The organism is Litoribacter ruber (genome assembly GCF_018449405.1).
Lineage (GTDB): Bacteria > Bacteroidota > Bacteroidia > Cytophagales > Cyclobacteriaceae > Litoribacter > Litoribacter ruber.
On record NZ_JAHCMY010000001.1, the window covers coordinates 62,442 to 77,709 of the forward strand.

The 15,268-nt window shown below is 46.8% G+C and carries 11 protein-coding genes; 4 read left to right on the forward strand and 7 right to left on the reverse strand.

Going from position 1 to position 15,268, the window contains the following annotated elements; translation table 11 throughout:
• Position 1 precedes the first annotated feature (1 nt).
• Positions 2-913 carry a rhomboid family intramembrane serine protease gene (locus tag KI659_RS00285; protein ID WP_213943345.1) on the forward strand — a complete coding sequence of 304 codons (912 nt, stop codon included), beginning with the start codon at positions 2-4 and terminating at the stop codon, positions 911-913.
• A 209-nt stretch (positions 914-1,122) separates the two neighbouring features.
• On the opposite strand, the gene KI659_RS00290 is transcribed toward KI659_RS00285, so the two are convergent.
• Positions 1,123-1,593: a hypothetical protein gene (locus KI659_RS00290; protein WP_213943346.1), complete on the reverse strand. Its 471-nt coding sequence runs from the start codon at positions 1,591-1,593 to the stop codon at positions 1,123-1,125.
• Positions 1,594-1,640: 47 nt separating this feature from the next.
• Positions 1,641-2,708, reverse strand: coding sequence for a 23S rRNA (adenine(2503)-C(2))-methyltransferase RlmN (gene rlmN / locus KI659_RS00295; protein ID WP_213943347.1), 1,068 nt, complete (start codon positions 2,706-2,708; stop codon positions 1,641-1,643).
• Positions 2,709-2,821: 113 nt separating this feature from the next.
• Between rlmN and KI659_RS00300 the strand changes: the two genes are divergently transcribed.
• The 3 genes from KI659_RS00300 to clpB all read left to right on the forward strand — a co-directional run bounded on the left by KI659_RS00300 (position 2,822) and on the right by clpB (position 7,386).
• Positions 2,822-3,937 carry an App1 family protein gene (locus tag KI659_RS00300; protein ID WP_213943348.1) on the forward strand — a complete coding sequence of 372 codons (1,116 nt, stop codon included), beginning with the start codon at positions 2,822-2,824 and terminating at the stop codon, positions 3,935-3,937.
• Between the two features lie 57 nt (positions 3,938-3,994).
• A complete protein-coding gene (locus KI659_RS00305; RefSeq protein WP_213943349.1) occupies positions 3,995-4,621 on the forward strand; it encodes a hypothetical protein in 627 nt (208 codons plus the stop codon).
• A 149-nt stretch (positions 4,622-4,770) separates the two neighbouring features.
• Complete coding sequence (gene clpB, locus KI659_RS00310) at positions 4,771-7,386, forward strand: ATP-dependent chaperone ClpB (RefSeq protein WP_213943350.1); 2,616 nt, start codon at positions 4,771-4,773, stop codon at positions 7,384-7,386.
• A 79-nt stretch (positions 7,387-7,465) separates the two neighbouring features.
• On the opposite strand, the gene KI659_RS00315 is transcribed toward clpB, so the two are convergent.
• The 5 genes from KI659_RS00315 to KI659_RS00335 form a co-directional block, all read right to left on the reverse strand.
• Positions 7,466-7,969 carry a RidA family protein gene (locus tag KI659_RS00315; RefSeq protein WP_213943351.1) on the reverse strand — a complete coding sequence of 168 codons (504 nt, stop codon included), beginning with the start codon at positions 7,967-7,969 and terminating at the stop codon, positions 7,466-7,468.
• A 133-nt stretch (positions 7,970-8,102) separates the two neighbouring features.
• On the reverse strand, positions 8,103-9,479 hold the full coding sequence (locus KI659_RS00320) for a RagB/SusD family nutrient uptake outer membrane protein (RefSeq protein WP_213943352.1): 1,377 nt from the start codon (positions 9,477-9,479) through the stop codon (positions 8,103-8,105).
• Positions 9,480-9,497: 18 nt separating this feature from the next.
• Complete coding sequence (locus KI659_RS00325; protein WP_213943353.1) at positions 9,498-12,464, reverse strand: SusC/RagA family TonB-linked outer membrane protein; 2,967 nt, start codon at positions 12,462-12,464, stop codon at positions 9,498-9,500.
• Positions 12,465-12,723: 259 nt separating this feature from the next.
• Positions 12,724-13,929 carry a glycoside hydrolase family 57 protein gene (locus KI659_RS00330; RefSeq protein WP_213943354.1) on the reverse strand — a complete coding sequence of 402 codons (1,206 nt, stop codon included), beginning with the start codon at positions 13,927-13,929 and terminating at the stop codon, positions 12,724-12,726.
• Positions 13,930-13,932: 3 nt separating this feature from the next.
• Positions 13,933-15,213 (reverse strand): glycosyltransferase family 4 protein, encoded by a 1,281-nt coding sequence (locus KI659_RS00335; protein ID WP_213943355.1) that lies wholly within the window; start codon positions 15,211-15,213, stop codon positions 13,933-13,935.
• Positions 15,214-15,268 lie beyond the last annotated feature (55 nt).

A 15,268-nucleotide genomic window follows, 5' to 3' on the forward strand; every position in this document is an offset into this window, starting at 1 on the left:
TATGTACGCAGGATTTTGGGATCAAATTAAGAACGCTTTTAACCAAAGTGGAAACAGCCTTTATAAAATATTGGCCATTAACCTTTTGGTGTATTTTATACTCCTAGTCTCTTGGGTGTTTTTGAGTTTGGCCGGTCAGGAGGCCCTTTACAATGCCATGAGGTCCTATCTGATGATGCCGGCAGCCCCGGAATATTTCATCACCCAGCCCTGGACCATCTTCACCTACATGTTTACCCACGACAGGTTTTTCCATATTCTGTTCAATATGCTGTTCCTTTATTGGTTTGGGCTTTTGGTAATGGAGTATTTGGGCAGCCGTAAGTTGGCCAATCTATATATTCTGGGAGGTATCACCGGTGGACTGTTTTATATGGTGGTGTACAACATAGCCCCTCTTTTTAGCGATCACGTTGACCGAAGTTTGATGCTGGGTGCCAGTGCGGGGGTGTATGCCATAGTTGTTGCAGCTGCGACTTTATCGCCCAATACTTCCTTTAGGCTTCTGTTGCTGGGAAACGTCAAAATAAAATACATAGCCATATTTTACGTGCTGGTGGCCTTTGCCAATTCAGCAGGAAGTAATGCTGGTGGTGAGCTTGCCCACTTGGGAGGAGCTGCACTTGGATACATCTATGTGGTTCAGCTACGCAATGGGCGTGATTTGGGCATTCCTGTGCAGGTAGTGGGGCAGTTTTTTGAAAAGCTCTTCAGTAGGAAGTCAAAGGTAAAAGTAACCTACAGGAAAAAAAGCTACGAATACAAGTCTGAACCGCTTTCCAAAAGCAGGGCAGGCGAGATGACCTCTCAGGAAGAAATCGACAGGATCCTGGACAAGATCGCGGAAAAGGGCTACGACAGCCTCTCCAAGGACGAAAAAAGAAAACTCTTTGAATTCAGCAACAAAGCATAAAAATAGCCCGGAGCGATCACTCCGGGCTATTTTATTTTTGGTAGGTCATGTCGTAAATTAACTTGACACTTTTAATCTATTAAGTTCTGCCGCGCAGAAGGAACCTGGCTTTGTCAGTAAAAAGGAGCTGTGAAACTCAGTGTCGAACTCTGTGCAGCTCCATGTCCCTTTTCTTTCCGCGTAGAAACTTTCGGTCTTCCGTCTCCGGTCTAATTTATAAAATAAACCAGTCCCAATCTAAATACGGCCTGCCCGCTGTTCTGAAGCTGATATTTAAATTCTGGATTAAATGCCAGACGGTCGGCAAATTTAAGCACACCTCCCACGCCTACATTGGCTCCTGCACGGCTAGTTCTGAAATCACCGCCAATTAAATCAGGATTTTCCCAATTATTGGTGAAACCAGCCATTCCATACCATTGAAGGATTCCTTCGGTAAAATAATATCTGGCATCGATATTCAGGTTGCTTGCCCTGCCGAATTCCCAGAAGTAAATAGTGTGGTTAGGGGCAAGGGAGATCCTATCCACAAGGAAGTACTCAGCTCCAAAATTAAGGCCGAATAGCTCGGAAGTAAATCCAAAGTCCCCGCCAAGTTGAATCCTGGCTTCCCCGCGCTGTTGGGCTTCGGTAAGGCCCACGGTCATCACAAATGTGAAGATAAACAATAGCTTTTTCATAGTTAAATAGTTTTCAGAAGCTGCACAAAAATTAAACCAGCAGACGTTTACTCCTTCAAAATCGCCTCTACTTCGTTTTTATTGGCAAGTTGGCCACAGGCCGCATCAATATCCTGGCCCCGTGATTTTCTTACTTTGGCAATGATCCCATGGCTTTCCAGCACCTGGATATACATGTCAACTGCTTCCTGTGAGGCCTGTCGGAATTCACCCTCATCAATAGGGTTGTACTGAATAATATTGACTTTGCTCGGGATATGTTTGCAGAATTTTGCCAAAGCAAGCGCATGCTCTTTGTTGTCATTGATGCCGTCCCAGATCACATATTCATAGGTAACCTTGCGTTTTGTTTTATAATACCAGTATTTAAGGGATTCTGCCAAGTCCTCAATGGGGTTGACATCATTGATTGGCATCAATCGGCTTCTGGTTTCATTGATGGCGGAGTGCAGGGAAATGGCAAGATTGAACTTCACCTCATCGTCAGCCATCTTTTTGATCATTTTTGGGATGCCTACTGTGGAAAGAGTGATTCTTCGTGGCGCCATACCGAGTCCATCGGCGGAAGTGATTTTATCGATGGCAGAAATCACGTTGTTGTAGTTCAGCAAAGGTTCACCCATTCCCATAAAAACGATGTTGGTCAGGGGACGCTGGAAATAGGTTTCCGCTTCCTCTTTGATGGCCACTACCTGATCGTAAATTTCATCCGGGTTGAGGTTTCTCATCCTTTTGAGCCTTGCCGTGGCGCAAAAGTTACAGTCCAGGCTGCAGCCTACTTGGGAGGAGACACAGGCAGTGATCCTTTTGGTGGTGGGGATCAGCACGGATTCCACAATCTTGCTGTCATAAAGCTTTACCGCATTTTTGATGGTGCCGTCGCTGCTGTGCTGCATGAGGTCCACCTTCACATGATTGATGAGAAAGTTTGCCTTCAGCATCTCCCGTGTTTCTTTGGAAATATTGGTCATGTCGTCAAAATTCTTCAGCGACTTGTTCCACAACCAGTCGTAAACCTGCTTGGCCCGGAATTTTTTGTCCCCTTGGGACACAAAAAATTCCTCGAGTTGCTCCAGACTGAATTTACGTATATCTCTTTTCTCAGGTGTATTCATTTTGCAAAGTTAAGCATTCTCTGCGACAAGCGCAGCTTGGTCATTTGTGCCTAGGCAAACATTCAGGAAAGAAAGAAAGTTTGGTTTATATCTTCAAATCTAAATTTCAAGCTATGCTTAATAAAAGAAACCTCTTGAGAAGTGCTTATTTTTTCAGAAGAAAAGTTGCCATGGGGAAATTATGGGTGGGCAAGAAAACAGGTATCGTCCGGAAGATCATGGTCTTGCCTTTCAAAGGTTTCGGCTCCAATCATGAGGTTTTCCTGATCGGCCGGGTGATCAAGGACAGGGGGATAAAGCCCGCTGAAGAGGGGCATGGCAGGTGGAAAAACTTCAAATCCATGTACAAAAGGTTTATGAGTTGGAAGATTCCCAATGTCAGGGTCCGGGCTTCATTTGCCGGTGATGTGCAGACGGTGGTGACTGATGAGGAGGGGTACTTTGAATTCAAGCTATCGCCAAAGGAAACCATTGAGGAAGTTGGGGATGTGCGGAAGGTACAGCTGGAGCTTCTGGATGAGGTCGTGCGCAGGCAAGGAAAAGTGACCGCACAGGGGAAGGTGTTTATCCCGCCTTCGACAGCTGAATTTGGGATAATTTCGGATATCGATGATACGATTGTCCCTACTGGAGCCACTAGATGGTACGCCATGTTTCAGGCGACTTTTTTCCACAACGCCTTGACCAGGCTCCCCTTTCCCGGGGTGGCGGAGTTTTATAAGGCCTTGGTGCAGGGGAGGGATGAAAAGCCGGATAACCCGATCTTTTATGTGTCCAGCAGCCCTTGGAACTTATATGATTTTTTGGCTGAATTTCTTGAAATTCACCACATCCCAAAAGGCCCGCTGATGCTGCGTGATATAGGCTTAACCAGGGAGCAGTTTATTGCAGGAAGCCATGAGCTGCACAAGCTGACCCAGATTGAGCATATCTTTGAGGTCTACCCGGATTTGAAGTTTGTGCTGATAGGGGACAGCGGGCAAAAGGATCCCGAGATCTATTTGCAGGCGGTCCGTGATTTTCCCGGCAGGGTGAAAAGAATCTATATCAGAAATGTGAGCACTTATAAAAGGGAAGCCAAAGTAAAGGAGATCGGACAGGAACTCCGAAAGCTGGGTGTGGAGCAGGTTTTGGTGAAGGATACTTTTATTGCAGCAAAAGATGCATTAAAAGAGGGCATGATTGTCAAGGAAAACATTGGGGATATAGAGGAAAAAGTGGTAGATTGATGGGAGACTTCTTCACGGAGAAAAGTTTAAAAAATTATTAGGAAAAGTGGCTGCAGCATGGGATTTGGCATGTATAGAGTGCTCATAGTTTTGATATTGATGGGTTGCCTGGTTTCTTGCAGGCCAGGTGTGTATCATGTACAGCGCATGGAGGTAAACCATCAGGCTGCCCCATTGGACATCAGCCAGGTGATGTTGGTAAATGGGCTGAACAGTTTGCCTTATAAGGAACATGAGCTTTTTTCCTCTACGGTGCTCCGGCAGCTGCGCAGCAACGGTTTTATAGATGTGTTTTCCACTGATGAGCTTGAAGTTGAGCTGCTTTCGGCGGGTATTAGGGATTTTTCAGTCCAAAGGAATATTGATAGGCTTTATTCCGAACTGGGCATCGTTTACCTTTTGCAGGTGGATATTATTAACAGGAAAATAGCTAGAACTAGCAAGCTCTCAGCCTTGAGTGCGGCTGGTCAGGATGTCAACAGGAGGTATGCTACCCTTCACACGCCATCAGAGTCCAAGCATATGGTAGATATCCAATATTCCCTTTATCAAGTGGATATTGCCGATACCTTGGCTGTATATCAAGTGAGGGCCGAGCACAAATGGGACAACTCCCTGCGCCCGGAGCTGATCCGTAGGGATGTTCAGAAGCTGATGGACCAACTCAATTATTATACTCATTGAGGTGATTTTTCTGACATAATGGCATTTCTACATAGGTTTTTAGTGCTTTTTAAGACATAATTTCTGCTTTTTATGCGTTTTTTTGATTGGTGGAGGTTTTGATAAGGATTCTGTAATTCAACTTTGGATATACTTAAACCACTAGTAATATGGATTTCAAACAATTTACCATCAAATCCCAGGAAGCCGTTCAGAAGGCCGCCGAGCTGGCCATGGCTGAGCAACAGCAGGCCATTGAGCCAGCCCATCTTTTGAAGGGGATTTTAGCGGAAGATGAAAATGTGACCGATTTTGTTTTTAAAAAATTGGGTGTCAATAAAGCCGTGCTTGCCACGAAATTGGATGGACTCATTCAATCCTTTCCAAAGGTGTCGGGCCAGCAGCCATACCTTTCCAATGCTTCAAACCAAGTGATGACCAAGGCCAAGGATTACCTCAAAACCTTTGGGGATGAGTTTGTGGCTATTGAGCATCTGATTTTGGGGATCTTGGCCGGATCGGACAAGACCGCCCAGCTGTTGAAAGATCAGGGGGTAGCCGAAAAGCCGCTGATCAATGCAATCAAGGAACTAAGAAAAGGAAATAAAGTGACAGATCAGAATGCAGAATCCAAATACAGGTCTTTGGAGAGATATTCCAAAAACCTGAACGAGATGGCCCAAAAAGGCAAAATTGACCCTGTGATCGGCCGTGATGAGGAGATCAGAAGGGTGTTGCAGATTTTGGCTAGGAGAACCAAAAACAACCCCATACTGCTCGGAGAGCCAGGTGTGGGTAAGACCGCCATCGTGGAGGGGCTAGCCCAACGGATCGTGAGCGGGGATGTGCCGGAAAACCTGAAGTCAAAAACCATTATCTCATTGGATATGGGGCTTTTGGTAGCCGGAGCCAAATACAAAGGTGAATTTGAGGAGAGACTCAAGGCTGTCATCAAAGAAGTGACCGATTCCGATGGGGAGATCATTCTTTTCATTGATGAAATCCATACGCTGATCGGTGCAGGTGGTGGAGGTGAAGGGGCCATGGATGCTGCCAACCTTCTCAAGCCAGCATTGGCCAGAGGGGAGCTACATGCGATAGGTGCGACCACCCTGAAGGAGTACCAAAAATACATCGAGAAGGACAAGGCTTTGGAAAGAAGGTTCCAGGCAGTAATTGTAGATGAACCGGATGCAGCGGATGCCATTTCCATCCTGAGGGGGATCAAGGATAAATATGAGCTTCACCATGGGGTGAGGATCAAGGATGATGCGGTGATTTCGGCTGTGGAATTGTCCCAGCGGTATATTTCCGACAGGTTTTTGCCGGATAAGGCCATTGACCTGATGGATGAAGCCGCCGCCAAACTGCGCATGGAGATAGATTCCCTTCCGCAGGAACTGGATGAGCTAAACCGTAGAATCATGCAGTTGGAAATTGAAAGGGAGGCCATTCGAAGAGAAAAAGACAAGGATAAAGAAGCTGTTCTCAGCAAGGAGATAGCCGAGCTTTCCGAAAAGCGCCAGGATGTAAAGGCCAAATGGGAAAGCGAAAAGGCGGTAATCCTGGGCATCAGAAGGGAAAAGGAAAATATCGACAAACTTAAGCTGGAAGCGGAACAGGCCGAAAGGGCCGGTGATTTTGGCAAGGTGGCGGAAATCCGCTATGGCAAGATCGGGGAATCTGAGCAAAAGCTTGGAAGCTTCCAAAAGCAGCTTGCCGAAATGCAGCAGGGATCCGCTTTGCTCAAAGAGGAAGTTGACAGCGAGGATATCGCCGCGGTAGTGTCCAAGTGGACCGGTATCCCGCTTTCCAAAATGATCCAGAGTGAGCGTGAAAAGTTACTTCATTTGGAGGATGAGCTAGGTAAGCGTGTGGCTGGACAAAGAGAAGCTATAGGCGCCCTCTCTGATGCGGTGAGAAGAAGCCGCGCGGGGTTACAGGATCCCAAGCGCCCTATCGGTTCATTCATATTTCTAGGAACCACCGGGGTGGGGAAAACCGAATTGGCCAAAGCCCTTGCGGAATACCTGTTCAACGATGATAATGCCATGGTGAGGATCGATATGTCCGAATATCAGGAGCGTCATGCAGTGAGCAGGCTGGTTGGAGCGCCTCCAGGCTATGTGGGCTATGATGAGGGGGGGCAGCTGACCGAGGCGGTGAGAAGGAAACCTTACTCAGTAGTCTTGCTTGACGAAATAGAAAAAGCACACCCCGATGTTTTCAACATCCTGCTGCAGGTGCTTGATGACGGCAGGCTAACCGATAACAAAGGCCGGGTTGCCAATTTCAAAAACACCATTGTGATTATGACCACCAATATTGGCTCGCACCTGATTCAGGAGCGGTTTGCAAGTATGGAGGAATGGAACAAGGAGGAAGTCATGGAAAGCACCAAACAGGAGGTGTTTGACTTGCTGAAAAAATCCGTGCGGCCTGAATTCCTCAACCGGATAGATGAGACGATTATGTTTGAACCATTAAATAAAGGAATCATCCGCAAGATTGTCGACATCCAGTGGAAGGAGATCCAGAAACGCCTTGAGGAGGCAAACATCGAGATTGATGCCACCAAGGAGGTGTTGGATTATCTTGGTGAGGTGGGCTTCGATCCGCAGTTTGGTGCAAGGCCGCTGAAAAGAACCATGCAGCGCCTGATCCTTAATGAGCTTTCAAAGCAGATTCTGTCTGGATATATTAAAAACGACTCTGCGGTATTGGTAGACCTTGACGCTGACAAGCAGGTTTACTTTAAGAATGTAGAGAGTGTAGCTTTAGATTAATTGTCGCTAATTCTCTACGGAGAGTTTATAGAATAACTTAATAAAAAAAGCCTTCCGAATGATTTTCGGAAGGCTTTTTTTATTTGGCGGCTACTGCTTCGATTTCGATCAAAAGTTCAGGATTTGCCAGTGAATGTACTGCGATGGTAGAACGGGCCACCTTGTTTGGGTTTTCATCATTGTTGAAATATTCTCCATAGGCATCGAACCAGGCATCCCAGTCTATTTTTCCATCCTTATCAGGTGCAAGGTAAACCCTTAGGAAAACCACGTTCTCCATGGCAAACCCGCCTTCTTCCAAGGTTTCCTTTATCCTGTTGAGGATCCCCAAGCTCTGCTCACGTGTGTCGCCATACCGTTGGTAAGTTCCCGCTTCCGCATTTTCAGCCTTCACGGGCGCGACCAAGCCGGAGGTATAAAAATACTCAGCGCCATCCGGAATGTAAACACCTTTCAGGATACTGGCCTCGGGTCTGTCATAGCGTTTGATTTTCTTTTCGTCCTGATAGGTAGAGGTTTGCTGGCAGGAAACAAATAGCATTATTGCCAATAGAAATATGGAGGTTGGGTAAAGTCTGTTCATGGATAAAAGTTTTGGTGAAACATGGTTAAAGATAGGGGATTATTTGTAATGATGCTATGGGGAAACCGAAGACTGGTATTAAAGCAAAAGGGGCTGAAATAATCAGCCCCTCTGCAATTGGAATTAATTATTATCAATTTCCTACATATTGATCCCAGTTGAGTTCTGCCTGTGGGTGGGGAAACTGTCTGAAAATAGTACCCTGGTCGAAAGCTGTGGAGATTTCATCCAGACGGTCATACCTTCTGGCATCAATCCACCTGTGCCCCCAAGGTTCGGCCCATAGCGAATATCTTCTTTGGTAGAGGATTTCACTAATCAGCGACGCCTGGTCAGTTGGTCCAGTGTAAGCCCCGATTCCCGCAGCGTTCCGGATAACGTTGATCGCTTCCACGGCCAGCTCTGGTTGGCTAAGGTTTGCGTGGGCCTCCGCTTTCAAAAGTATGAGTTCTTCGTTACGGATAAAAGGAATCGGTGCGGTGTTGGTCGGCCAGCGTGCATCCTGGTGAGTACCCACCAACGGAGTGGCATCAGTGGTTATGGTAACGGGAATTTCCCTTTCGAAAAACTTATTGGCCACCCTCAAATCTCCAGGTGTTGCATCAGCCAATACCGAGGGATGCACCACAATGATGGTATTCACCGCTGCATCCGGTACATAATACAGTGGATTAAAGGCATCTGGCGGACCGGTGAATGGGTGGGCAGGACCTGCCTGAAGGTTCCCGCTCATGTTCATGAATGATCCCTCCAAAGCGGTAAGCACTCCCTGCCAATTGTTGCGGTAGGCATTGGCTCTGGCCAAGATGGCCTGGTTTACCTGTCTTATAGCTGGTACAGAGGTGAAACCAGCAAACCCACTCGTCAAGGTGAAGGGGAACTCACCTGCTCCGGCAGCAGCGAAGCTTGATTCAGCCTGTTCCAACAAATTGGCTACATGGTCTAGGGCCACATCATAGTTGACAAATGGTCCGGGGTTCAAGGGGTCAGTCACATCTATGCGGATTCCGTTGTCATATACAAAATTGGCCGGGATCATAAATTGATACCCCTGGATCATTCTTGCAAAGCCGGTCACCGCACTGGTTTCCTCAGGTGAGAGTACATTTGTATTGCCCGCGGCGGTCACCAGTACATTGGCCTGATTGATTGCCTGGTAGGGGGCCGCCCAAGAACCTGCGCCTGTGTTTCCAAATCCAAAGTAGGAACGGTCCGGGGTTCTGCCTGCTTGGCCCAGCCAGTCGGTTTGGAATCTAGGGTCAGATGCATTCAAGTACCATACTTCTCGGCCAAATGTATTCCAGGCCTGGGAGACATTGGTGACGTAACCCCGGTGTCTGAATTCAAGACCTGTCAATAGGAACTGAATCTGTTCCCGTGAGGCATTTGACGACACGCTTTCAATTGATGGGTTGTTAGGGTCATCAATGGTGTCAAGTTGTAAAGGGTTGCAGCCGAGTATCAATGCTGACATGGCCAGCGCCCCAAGGATTTTATTTGTATTTTTCATGTGTTTCTTCTTAGTGGTTTAAAAATCAACTGTCAAATGGAAGAATATCCTTCTTGGTGTTGGATATGGGGCAATGTCAACGTTGTTGGCCACTGCTTGGGCTCCAAAGGTTGATGTTTCGGGGTCATAGCCCTCATATTTGGTGAAGAGGAACAGGTTATTTGCAGAAGTTCCCACCCTGATATTTTCTATGGCTCCCCCAAATGCCTGGCTTACCGTTGCTTTTGGAACAGTGTAGAATAAACCTACTTCCCTTACTTTAACGAATGAGGCATCCTGAACCCAACGGCCTGCGTTGTTGTAGGGGGCAGGGGGTCTTTGACGTCCGTTTGGAATTCCATCTCCTGTGTCATCGTTAAACCAGCCCCTTGTGGTGCCACCACCATCAGTGAGGAAAGAAGTAAGGTTGATGTTGTCACCCCCTTGTCTCCAATCCACTAGAAAAGAAAGCTCAAAATTTCTGGCGATGTTAAAAGAGTTATAGAAGGACATATTGAAATCCGGCTGGGCGTTGCCCCAAACCGTAAATCCACCTGGGATGCTTGGGTCCGCTGGGGTGCCGACAATGGTCGTAGGAGCATATCCCTCAGCATACAAGAAAGTACCCAATGCACTACCAAAGGCTCCTGCAGTATAAGTTGGGATGCCAAGTCGAGTTAGATTCACCCTGTTCTGCCAATAAAGTACTCGGGAAAACCAACGGAAATTCGCCTTGTCCACCACAGTCCCAAATAGGGCCAATTCAATACCCTTGTTCTGAAGCTCAGCCTCATTGCTAGGAGTAATGATTACCCCAGTGGATGGGGCAAGATTCAGGTTTTGAATGTTGTTCTGGGTATTTTTGATGTAATAGGTTGCTTCAAAACCAATTCTATTGTTGAAGAAATTGGCATCCAAACCAAATTCAAGTTCCTGAGCTGTTTCTGGGCGAATTTGACGGTTTCCGATCTGAGGGGATACCACCGAACCTAACAGTCCACCGATATTGGCTCCCTCCAGAGGGGTAAAGGTGTTTCCAAAAGCAACCGGGCCGGCAGTTTCGCCATAGGCTATTCTGGGCTTCAACTGTGAAACCACTGTTGGGTTCCAGAAATCAAAATTGGTCAAATTAACCGCCAATGAAGCCCTAGGGAAGGCGTAGAATAGGTTGGGGTCACCGTTGAGGGTGGATTTGTCCCATCTTATACCGACAGTACCGATGATTTTGTCATCAAAGTTGGCTTCTTGCTGCAAGAAAACACCCGCCTCCTGCACCTCACTGAAGAATTGCTGGTTGATTTCTTGAACGGAGGCCTGCTGAAGGTTTCTTTGGCCCGGAGCCAGTCCGCGGCCTCTGTTGAACAGGGCATCATTTTTAAAGTCCAGGCGGACCAAGCCTGCTTGGGAGTTCATATTGACCCTACCCAAGTTCCAATTGTAGACCAACGCAGCTTGGAAGTTGGTGTTCAAGCTTTCCTGCTTGCCCCAAAGTGCATCCCCGGGATTAGCTTGGCCTCTTTGAAACTGAAGGAACTCGGGCAGGTATACCAACGTGGTATTTTGGAGGAAGTCAACACCCCCAGCTACCTGGGCTTTAAGGAAACTTCTGCTGGTCTTGAATAAATCAATATCCAATGTGAAGGCCTGGATAAAGCGGTTGACATCCGAATTATTGACCGCATGATCGGTTACTGCCACAGGGTTTTCCGAGAAATACGGGTTGACCGGATAGATTCCATTTGCGTCGGGTCTCAGGTCAAAATAGTTGGGCACATAGGCGATGCTATACCCAATAGAGGCGCCGGAGTTGTTCTGGTTGCCGGTGAAACCCCTGTCCGTATCGGATTTGATATAATTGGAGGAAACCCCCAGTTTGATCGAGTTGGTGATCTTATGGTCGATATTTGCTCTTATAGAGTATCTTTCAAAACCTGTGTTTCTTACTGTACCATCCTCATTGGTGATGTTTCCCGAAATGAAAAACTTGGTCTTGTCCGTACCGCCGCTCACGTTCAACCTAGTATTGGTTAACAGGGCGGTGTTGTTGTAGAAATAATCCTCGTAATCTATCCGCACACCCTGTCTGAATCTCTCCAATTCAATTGGCCGTCGGGCTTCAGGGAAGAAGAAATTGATTTTATCCTCACTCCAATCATCCACTCCCAGCAATCTCAAAGGTGTTGCAAAGCCCACATCCTGGGAAAATGAAACTCTCGTTCTGCCTTCTGCACCTCTTTTGGTAGTGATAATAATTACCCCGGCGTTGGCCCGGGTACCGTAGATGGCGGCGGCTGACGGACCTTTGAGGACTTCAATTGATTCGATGTCATTAGGGTTTAAATCTGCCAACCTGTTTGCTCCGTCATCCTGATTGGATGCGCCTGCTCCAGATACGGTAGCACGGCCCGTTCGTTGGAAGGAGTTGTTGATATACACCCCATCCACGATTATCAGGGGTTGGGAAGCGCCGGTAAGGGAGGAAATACCCCTCAATTGGATGGACATCCCTCCGCCTGGAGCACCGCCGTTGGACCGGATGGTGGCTCCGGCCACTTTTCCGTAAAGAGCCCCATCCGTGGTTTGAATGGTGGTGGTCCCGGTAAGCTCCCTGGCAGAAACCGAACTTACGGCATTGGCCAGATTGGATCGCTTGACGTTGGAGGCAAGACCTGTAATCACCACTTCCTCCAAATTGGTGGCATCTTCCCGCAGCCTAACATTTAAAGTCGTGTTGGTGGGGCTAACGGTAAAGTTTTGGCTTAAATAGCCTAAGGAGGAAATAGCCAAGCTGACCTCCTCATTTGTGGATACATTCAGGCTGAAATTCCCGTCAATATCCGTGACGGTACCCTGTGTGGTGTTCCGGATCAGGATGTTTGCCCCAATCAACGGTTCTCCTGTGCGTTCATCTACCACCGACCCGGTGACAGTGTACTGCGCCCATACCCCTCCCGTTGTCAGCAGGAAAAGGACCATGGCTGAGAATAATTTGTAGATTTCTCTCATGTTAGTATAAGTGTTTGAATATGGAATATATAGTGGTACTCTATACTAAATATAATTAAATTGTAAATTATTATATTGATCTAGAGACAATAAAAATTTTGTTATTCCTGCTATTGGTGAAAAAGTAGCTAAATTAGGTTGTTTTTTAATTTGAATGGTTTTTGTCGAGGTAAAAATCAATAGGTCAGACGGTTAAGGGGGGTAAAAAAAAATCACCTTCGAAATTTCCGAAGGTGATTTGTAAGTTGTGGAGATTTGATTACGATTTGCTTTCCACTTTCACGTTTTTCAGCCTTAGCATGAAATCGCTCAGTACATTCATATAATTGATAAATGCCTCATAGGGATTCTCGTAAGGGCTAAAATAGGTGTGAATGTCCCCGTCGGCAAAAAACTTGGTACACATGTAATAGAAGTGGTCACTGGTCTGCAGATATTTCCAGTCTCTATGTATGTCCGGATCATCTGAGGCATTTACCAGTTCCTCCAACTCATAAAGCCTGTCGAAAGCCTCATCCTGCAGGTCGTTGCCCAACCAGGCGGTAAGGTCACGTTCTTCATCCGCCCAAGAAATCGGGGTAGGGACGTGGATTTTGCCTACAGGTGGGATGTTTTCTGCCACTTCAGAAGGCGTGGAGAAGGTGTAATTGGAGTATTTCATTACCGCCTCGGGTAGATGCCTCATGAAATCAAAGATACCGCTTTCAGCCCATTGGTGCTCCCCAAAGGTCTCGTAATCCATAAACAGGTTGATCACCTCTTCTTCCGGCGGGATTTGGTTGATCCAGTCTACAAATTTTTCTGTAGTGAGCGGCCAATCCGCCCAGCTTCTTTCGGAAAACCTAAAGGCTATATCATCGCTGAGTCGGAAGTTTTTTAGCAACACTTTAAGTTTGGGCTCGATGGCATTCACATAGACATAATTAGGGCTCTTCCATCCCAAAATATGCTTGGCACCTTCTGTCAAGATAGCCTTGTAGCCAAGCTCCGCCACCATTTCACCGATGGTATCGGAATAAATCAATTCGGTATTTCTGAACACCGTGGGGGTATAACCATCAAAAAGCTCCTTGATCCTCTTTTGGTGCTTCTTGACCATGTCATGAAACTCCTCCTTGCTTTTCAGTGCGCAAAGGGCGTGGGTGTAGGTTTCATTTAGAAGCTCTACATGGCCCGTTTCGACAAGTTTCTGAAAGCTTTCCAAGACATCGGGTGCATACTGCTCAAATTGGTCGAGGGCTGTTCCCGAAATGGAGAAGCAGACTTTGAATTTGCCCTGATGTTGCTCGATAAGCTCAAGAAGTAGGGCGTTCATAGGCAGATAGCATTTTTCGGCCACCTTCCTCATTATATTTTTGTTCCCAAAAGAATCGTAATAATCGTGGTCTTCACCGATGTCGAAAAATCTGTAGGGTTTGAGTCGGTAAGGTTGGTGTACTTGAAAATAAAAACAAATGGTTCTCATAGGTTATTGATTTATAGTGGTTTTATAGGTGTCTATGACTTTTTTGGCCACATGTTCCCATTTTAATTTCTTTAATTCCTGGCTTCCAAGTTCCTTGAACATCCTGGAAATGCCTTCGTAATGAAGCAGGGCAAAGATGGAGTCCGCCATGGAATCGATATCCCAGAAGTCCACCTTGATCGCATTGTGCAATACCTCTGCCACCCCCGACTGCTTGGATATAATCACCGGGGTATTGTGCCTCACCGCCTCTAGGGGTGAAATCCCGAAAGGTTCGGAAACAGATGGCATCACATACACATCCGAAATGGCAAACATTTCATCCACATCGGCACCTTTTAGAAATCCGGTGAAATGGAATTTGGTGCTGATGCGGAGCTCGGCCACCCGTGAGATCATCCTGTGGAGGAGATCGCCCGATCCCGCCATCACAAACCTGACATTGGGATCACGTTTTATTACTTTGTTTGCGGCTTCAATGAAGTATTCCGGTCCTTTTTGGAAAGTAACCCTTCCGAGAAAGGTCACGATTTTTTCGGGGACTTTTTTTCGCGCGTTGTGCTGTATGATGCTGGTGTCCATCACCGCGTTATGAATCACGGTGATTTTGTCAGGAGAAATTCCGTAACGGCTGATAATGGTGTTTTTGGTCAGCTGGCTGACAGCCAAAATGTGGTCGGCAGCTTCCATTCCAGCCCTTTCTATATCGTAAACTTTCTGGTTGACATGCTCACCAGATCGGTCAAATTCCGTGGCGTGAACGTGTGCGATCAGTGGTTTGCCGCTGATCTGCTTGGCTGCAATCCCCGCAGGAAAGGCCAGCCAGTCGTGGGCATGTATGATATCGTGGTCCTTATTCTTGGAGATTTGAGCCGCTACCAGTGCATAGCGCGAAACTTCCATAAAAAGGTCTTTTCCATACTTTCCGCTGAAGGAATATTTTTGGGCAAATACACTATCCTCTACATCAAAATGGTCATGTTCACTATAATCAGTGAATTTGGTGAATTCTTCGGGCCCCAAGTAGGGGACAAGGAAAGAGCTGACCTCCATATACGTGAGATTTTTCCAGACCTCTTGAAATCTCCTCTCCCGATAGTCGATTTCAATGTCACTGGCATTGACAAAATCAGCTACCGGATCTTCATCGCCCCAGAGTTTGGGTACAACAAAAATAATTTCTTGGTTATTGTGCATCATCCCTTTGACCAGACCGTAACATGCGGTACCGAGTCCTCCGGATATATGAGGCGGAAATTCCCAACCAAACATTAATACTTTCATGCGTTTCGGGTTAAGTGGCTCCATGAATGCCCTTGAGGGTGGCAAGGGGATTCAA

What these genes read in the sequence shown, in the direction of transcription:
- KI659_RS00325 (WP_213943353.1), bottom strand. Translation starts at nt 12,464, where the DNA reads ATGAGAGAAATCTACAAATTATTCTCAGCCATGGTCCTTTTCCTGCTG.
- KI659_RS00305 (WP_213943349.1), top strand. Translation starts at nt 3,995, where the DNA reads ATGGGATTTGGCATGTATAGAGTGCTCATAGTTTTGATATTGATGGGT.
- KI659_RS00285 (WP_213943345.1), top strand. Translation starts at nt 2, where the DNA reads ATGTACGCAGGATTTTGGGATCAAATTAAGAACGCTTTTAACCAAAGT.
- KI659_RS00300 (WP_213943348.1), top strand. Translation starts at nt 2,822, where the DNA reads ATGCTTAATAAAAGAAACCTCTTGAGAAGTGCTTATTTTTTCAGAAGA.
- KI659_RS00315 (WP_213943351.1), bottom strand. Translation starts at nt 7,969, where the DNA reads ATGAACAGACTTTACCCAACCTCCATATTTCTATTGGCAATAATGCTA.
- KI659_RS00335 (WP_213943355.1), bottom strand. Translation starts at nt 15,213, where the DNA reads ATGAAAGTATTAATGTTTGGTTGGGAATTTCCGCCTCATATATCCGGA.
- KI659_RS00290 (WP_213943346.1), bottom strand. Translation starts at nt 1,593, where the DNA reads ATGAAAAAGCTATTGTTTATCTTCACATTTGTGATGACCGTGGGCCTT.
- rlmN (WP_213943347.1), bottom strand. Translation starts at nt 2,708, where the DNA reads ATGAATACACCTGAGAAAAGAGATATACGTAAATTCAGTCTGGAGCAA.
- clpB (WP_213943350.1), top strand. Translation starts at nt 4,771, where the DNA reads ATGGATTTCAAACAATTTACCATCAAATCCCAGGAAGCCGTTCAGAAG.
- KI659_RS00330 (WP_213943354.1), bottom strand. Translation starts at nt 13,929, where the DNA reads ATGAGAACCATTTGTTTTTATTTTCAAGTACACCAACCTTACCGACTC.
- KI659_RS00320 (WP_213943352.1), bottom strand. Translation starts at nt 9,479, where the DNA reads ATGAAAAATACAAATAAAATCCTTGGGGCGCTGGCCATGTCAGCATTG.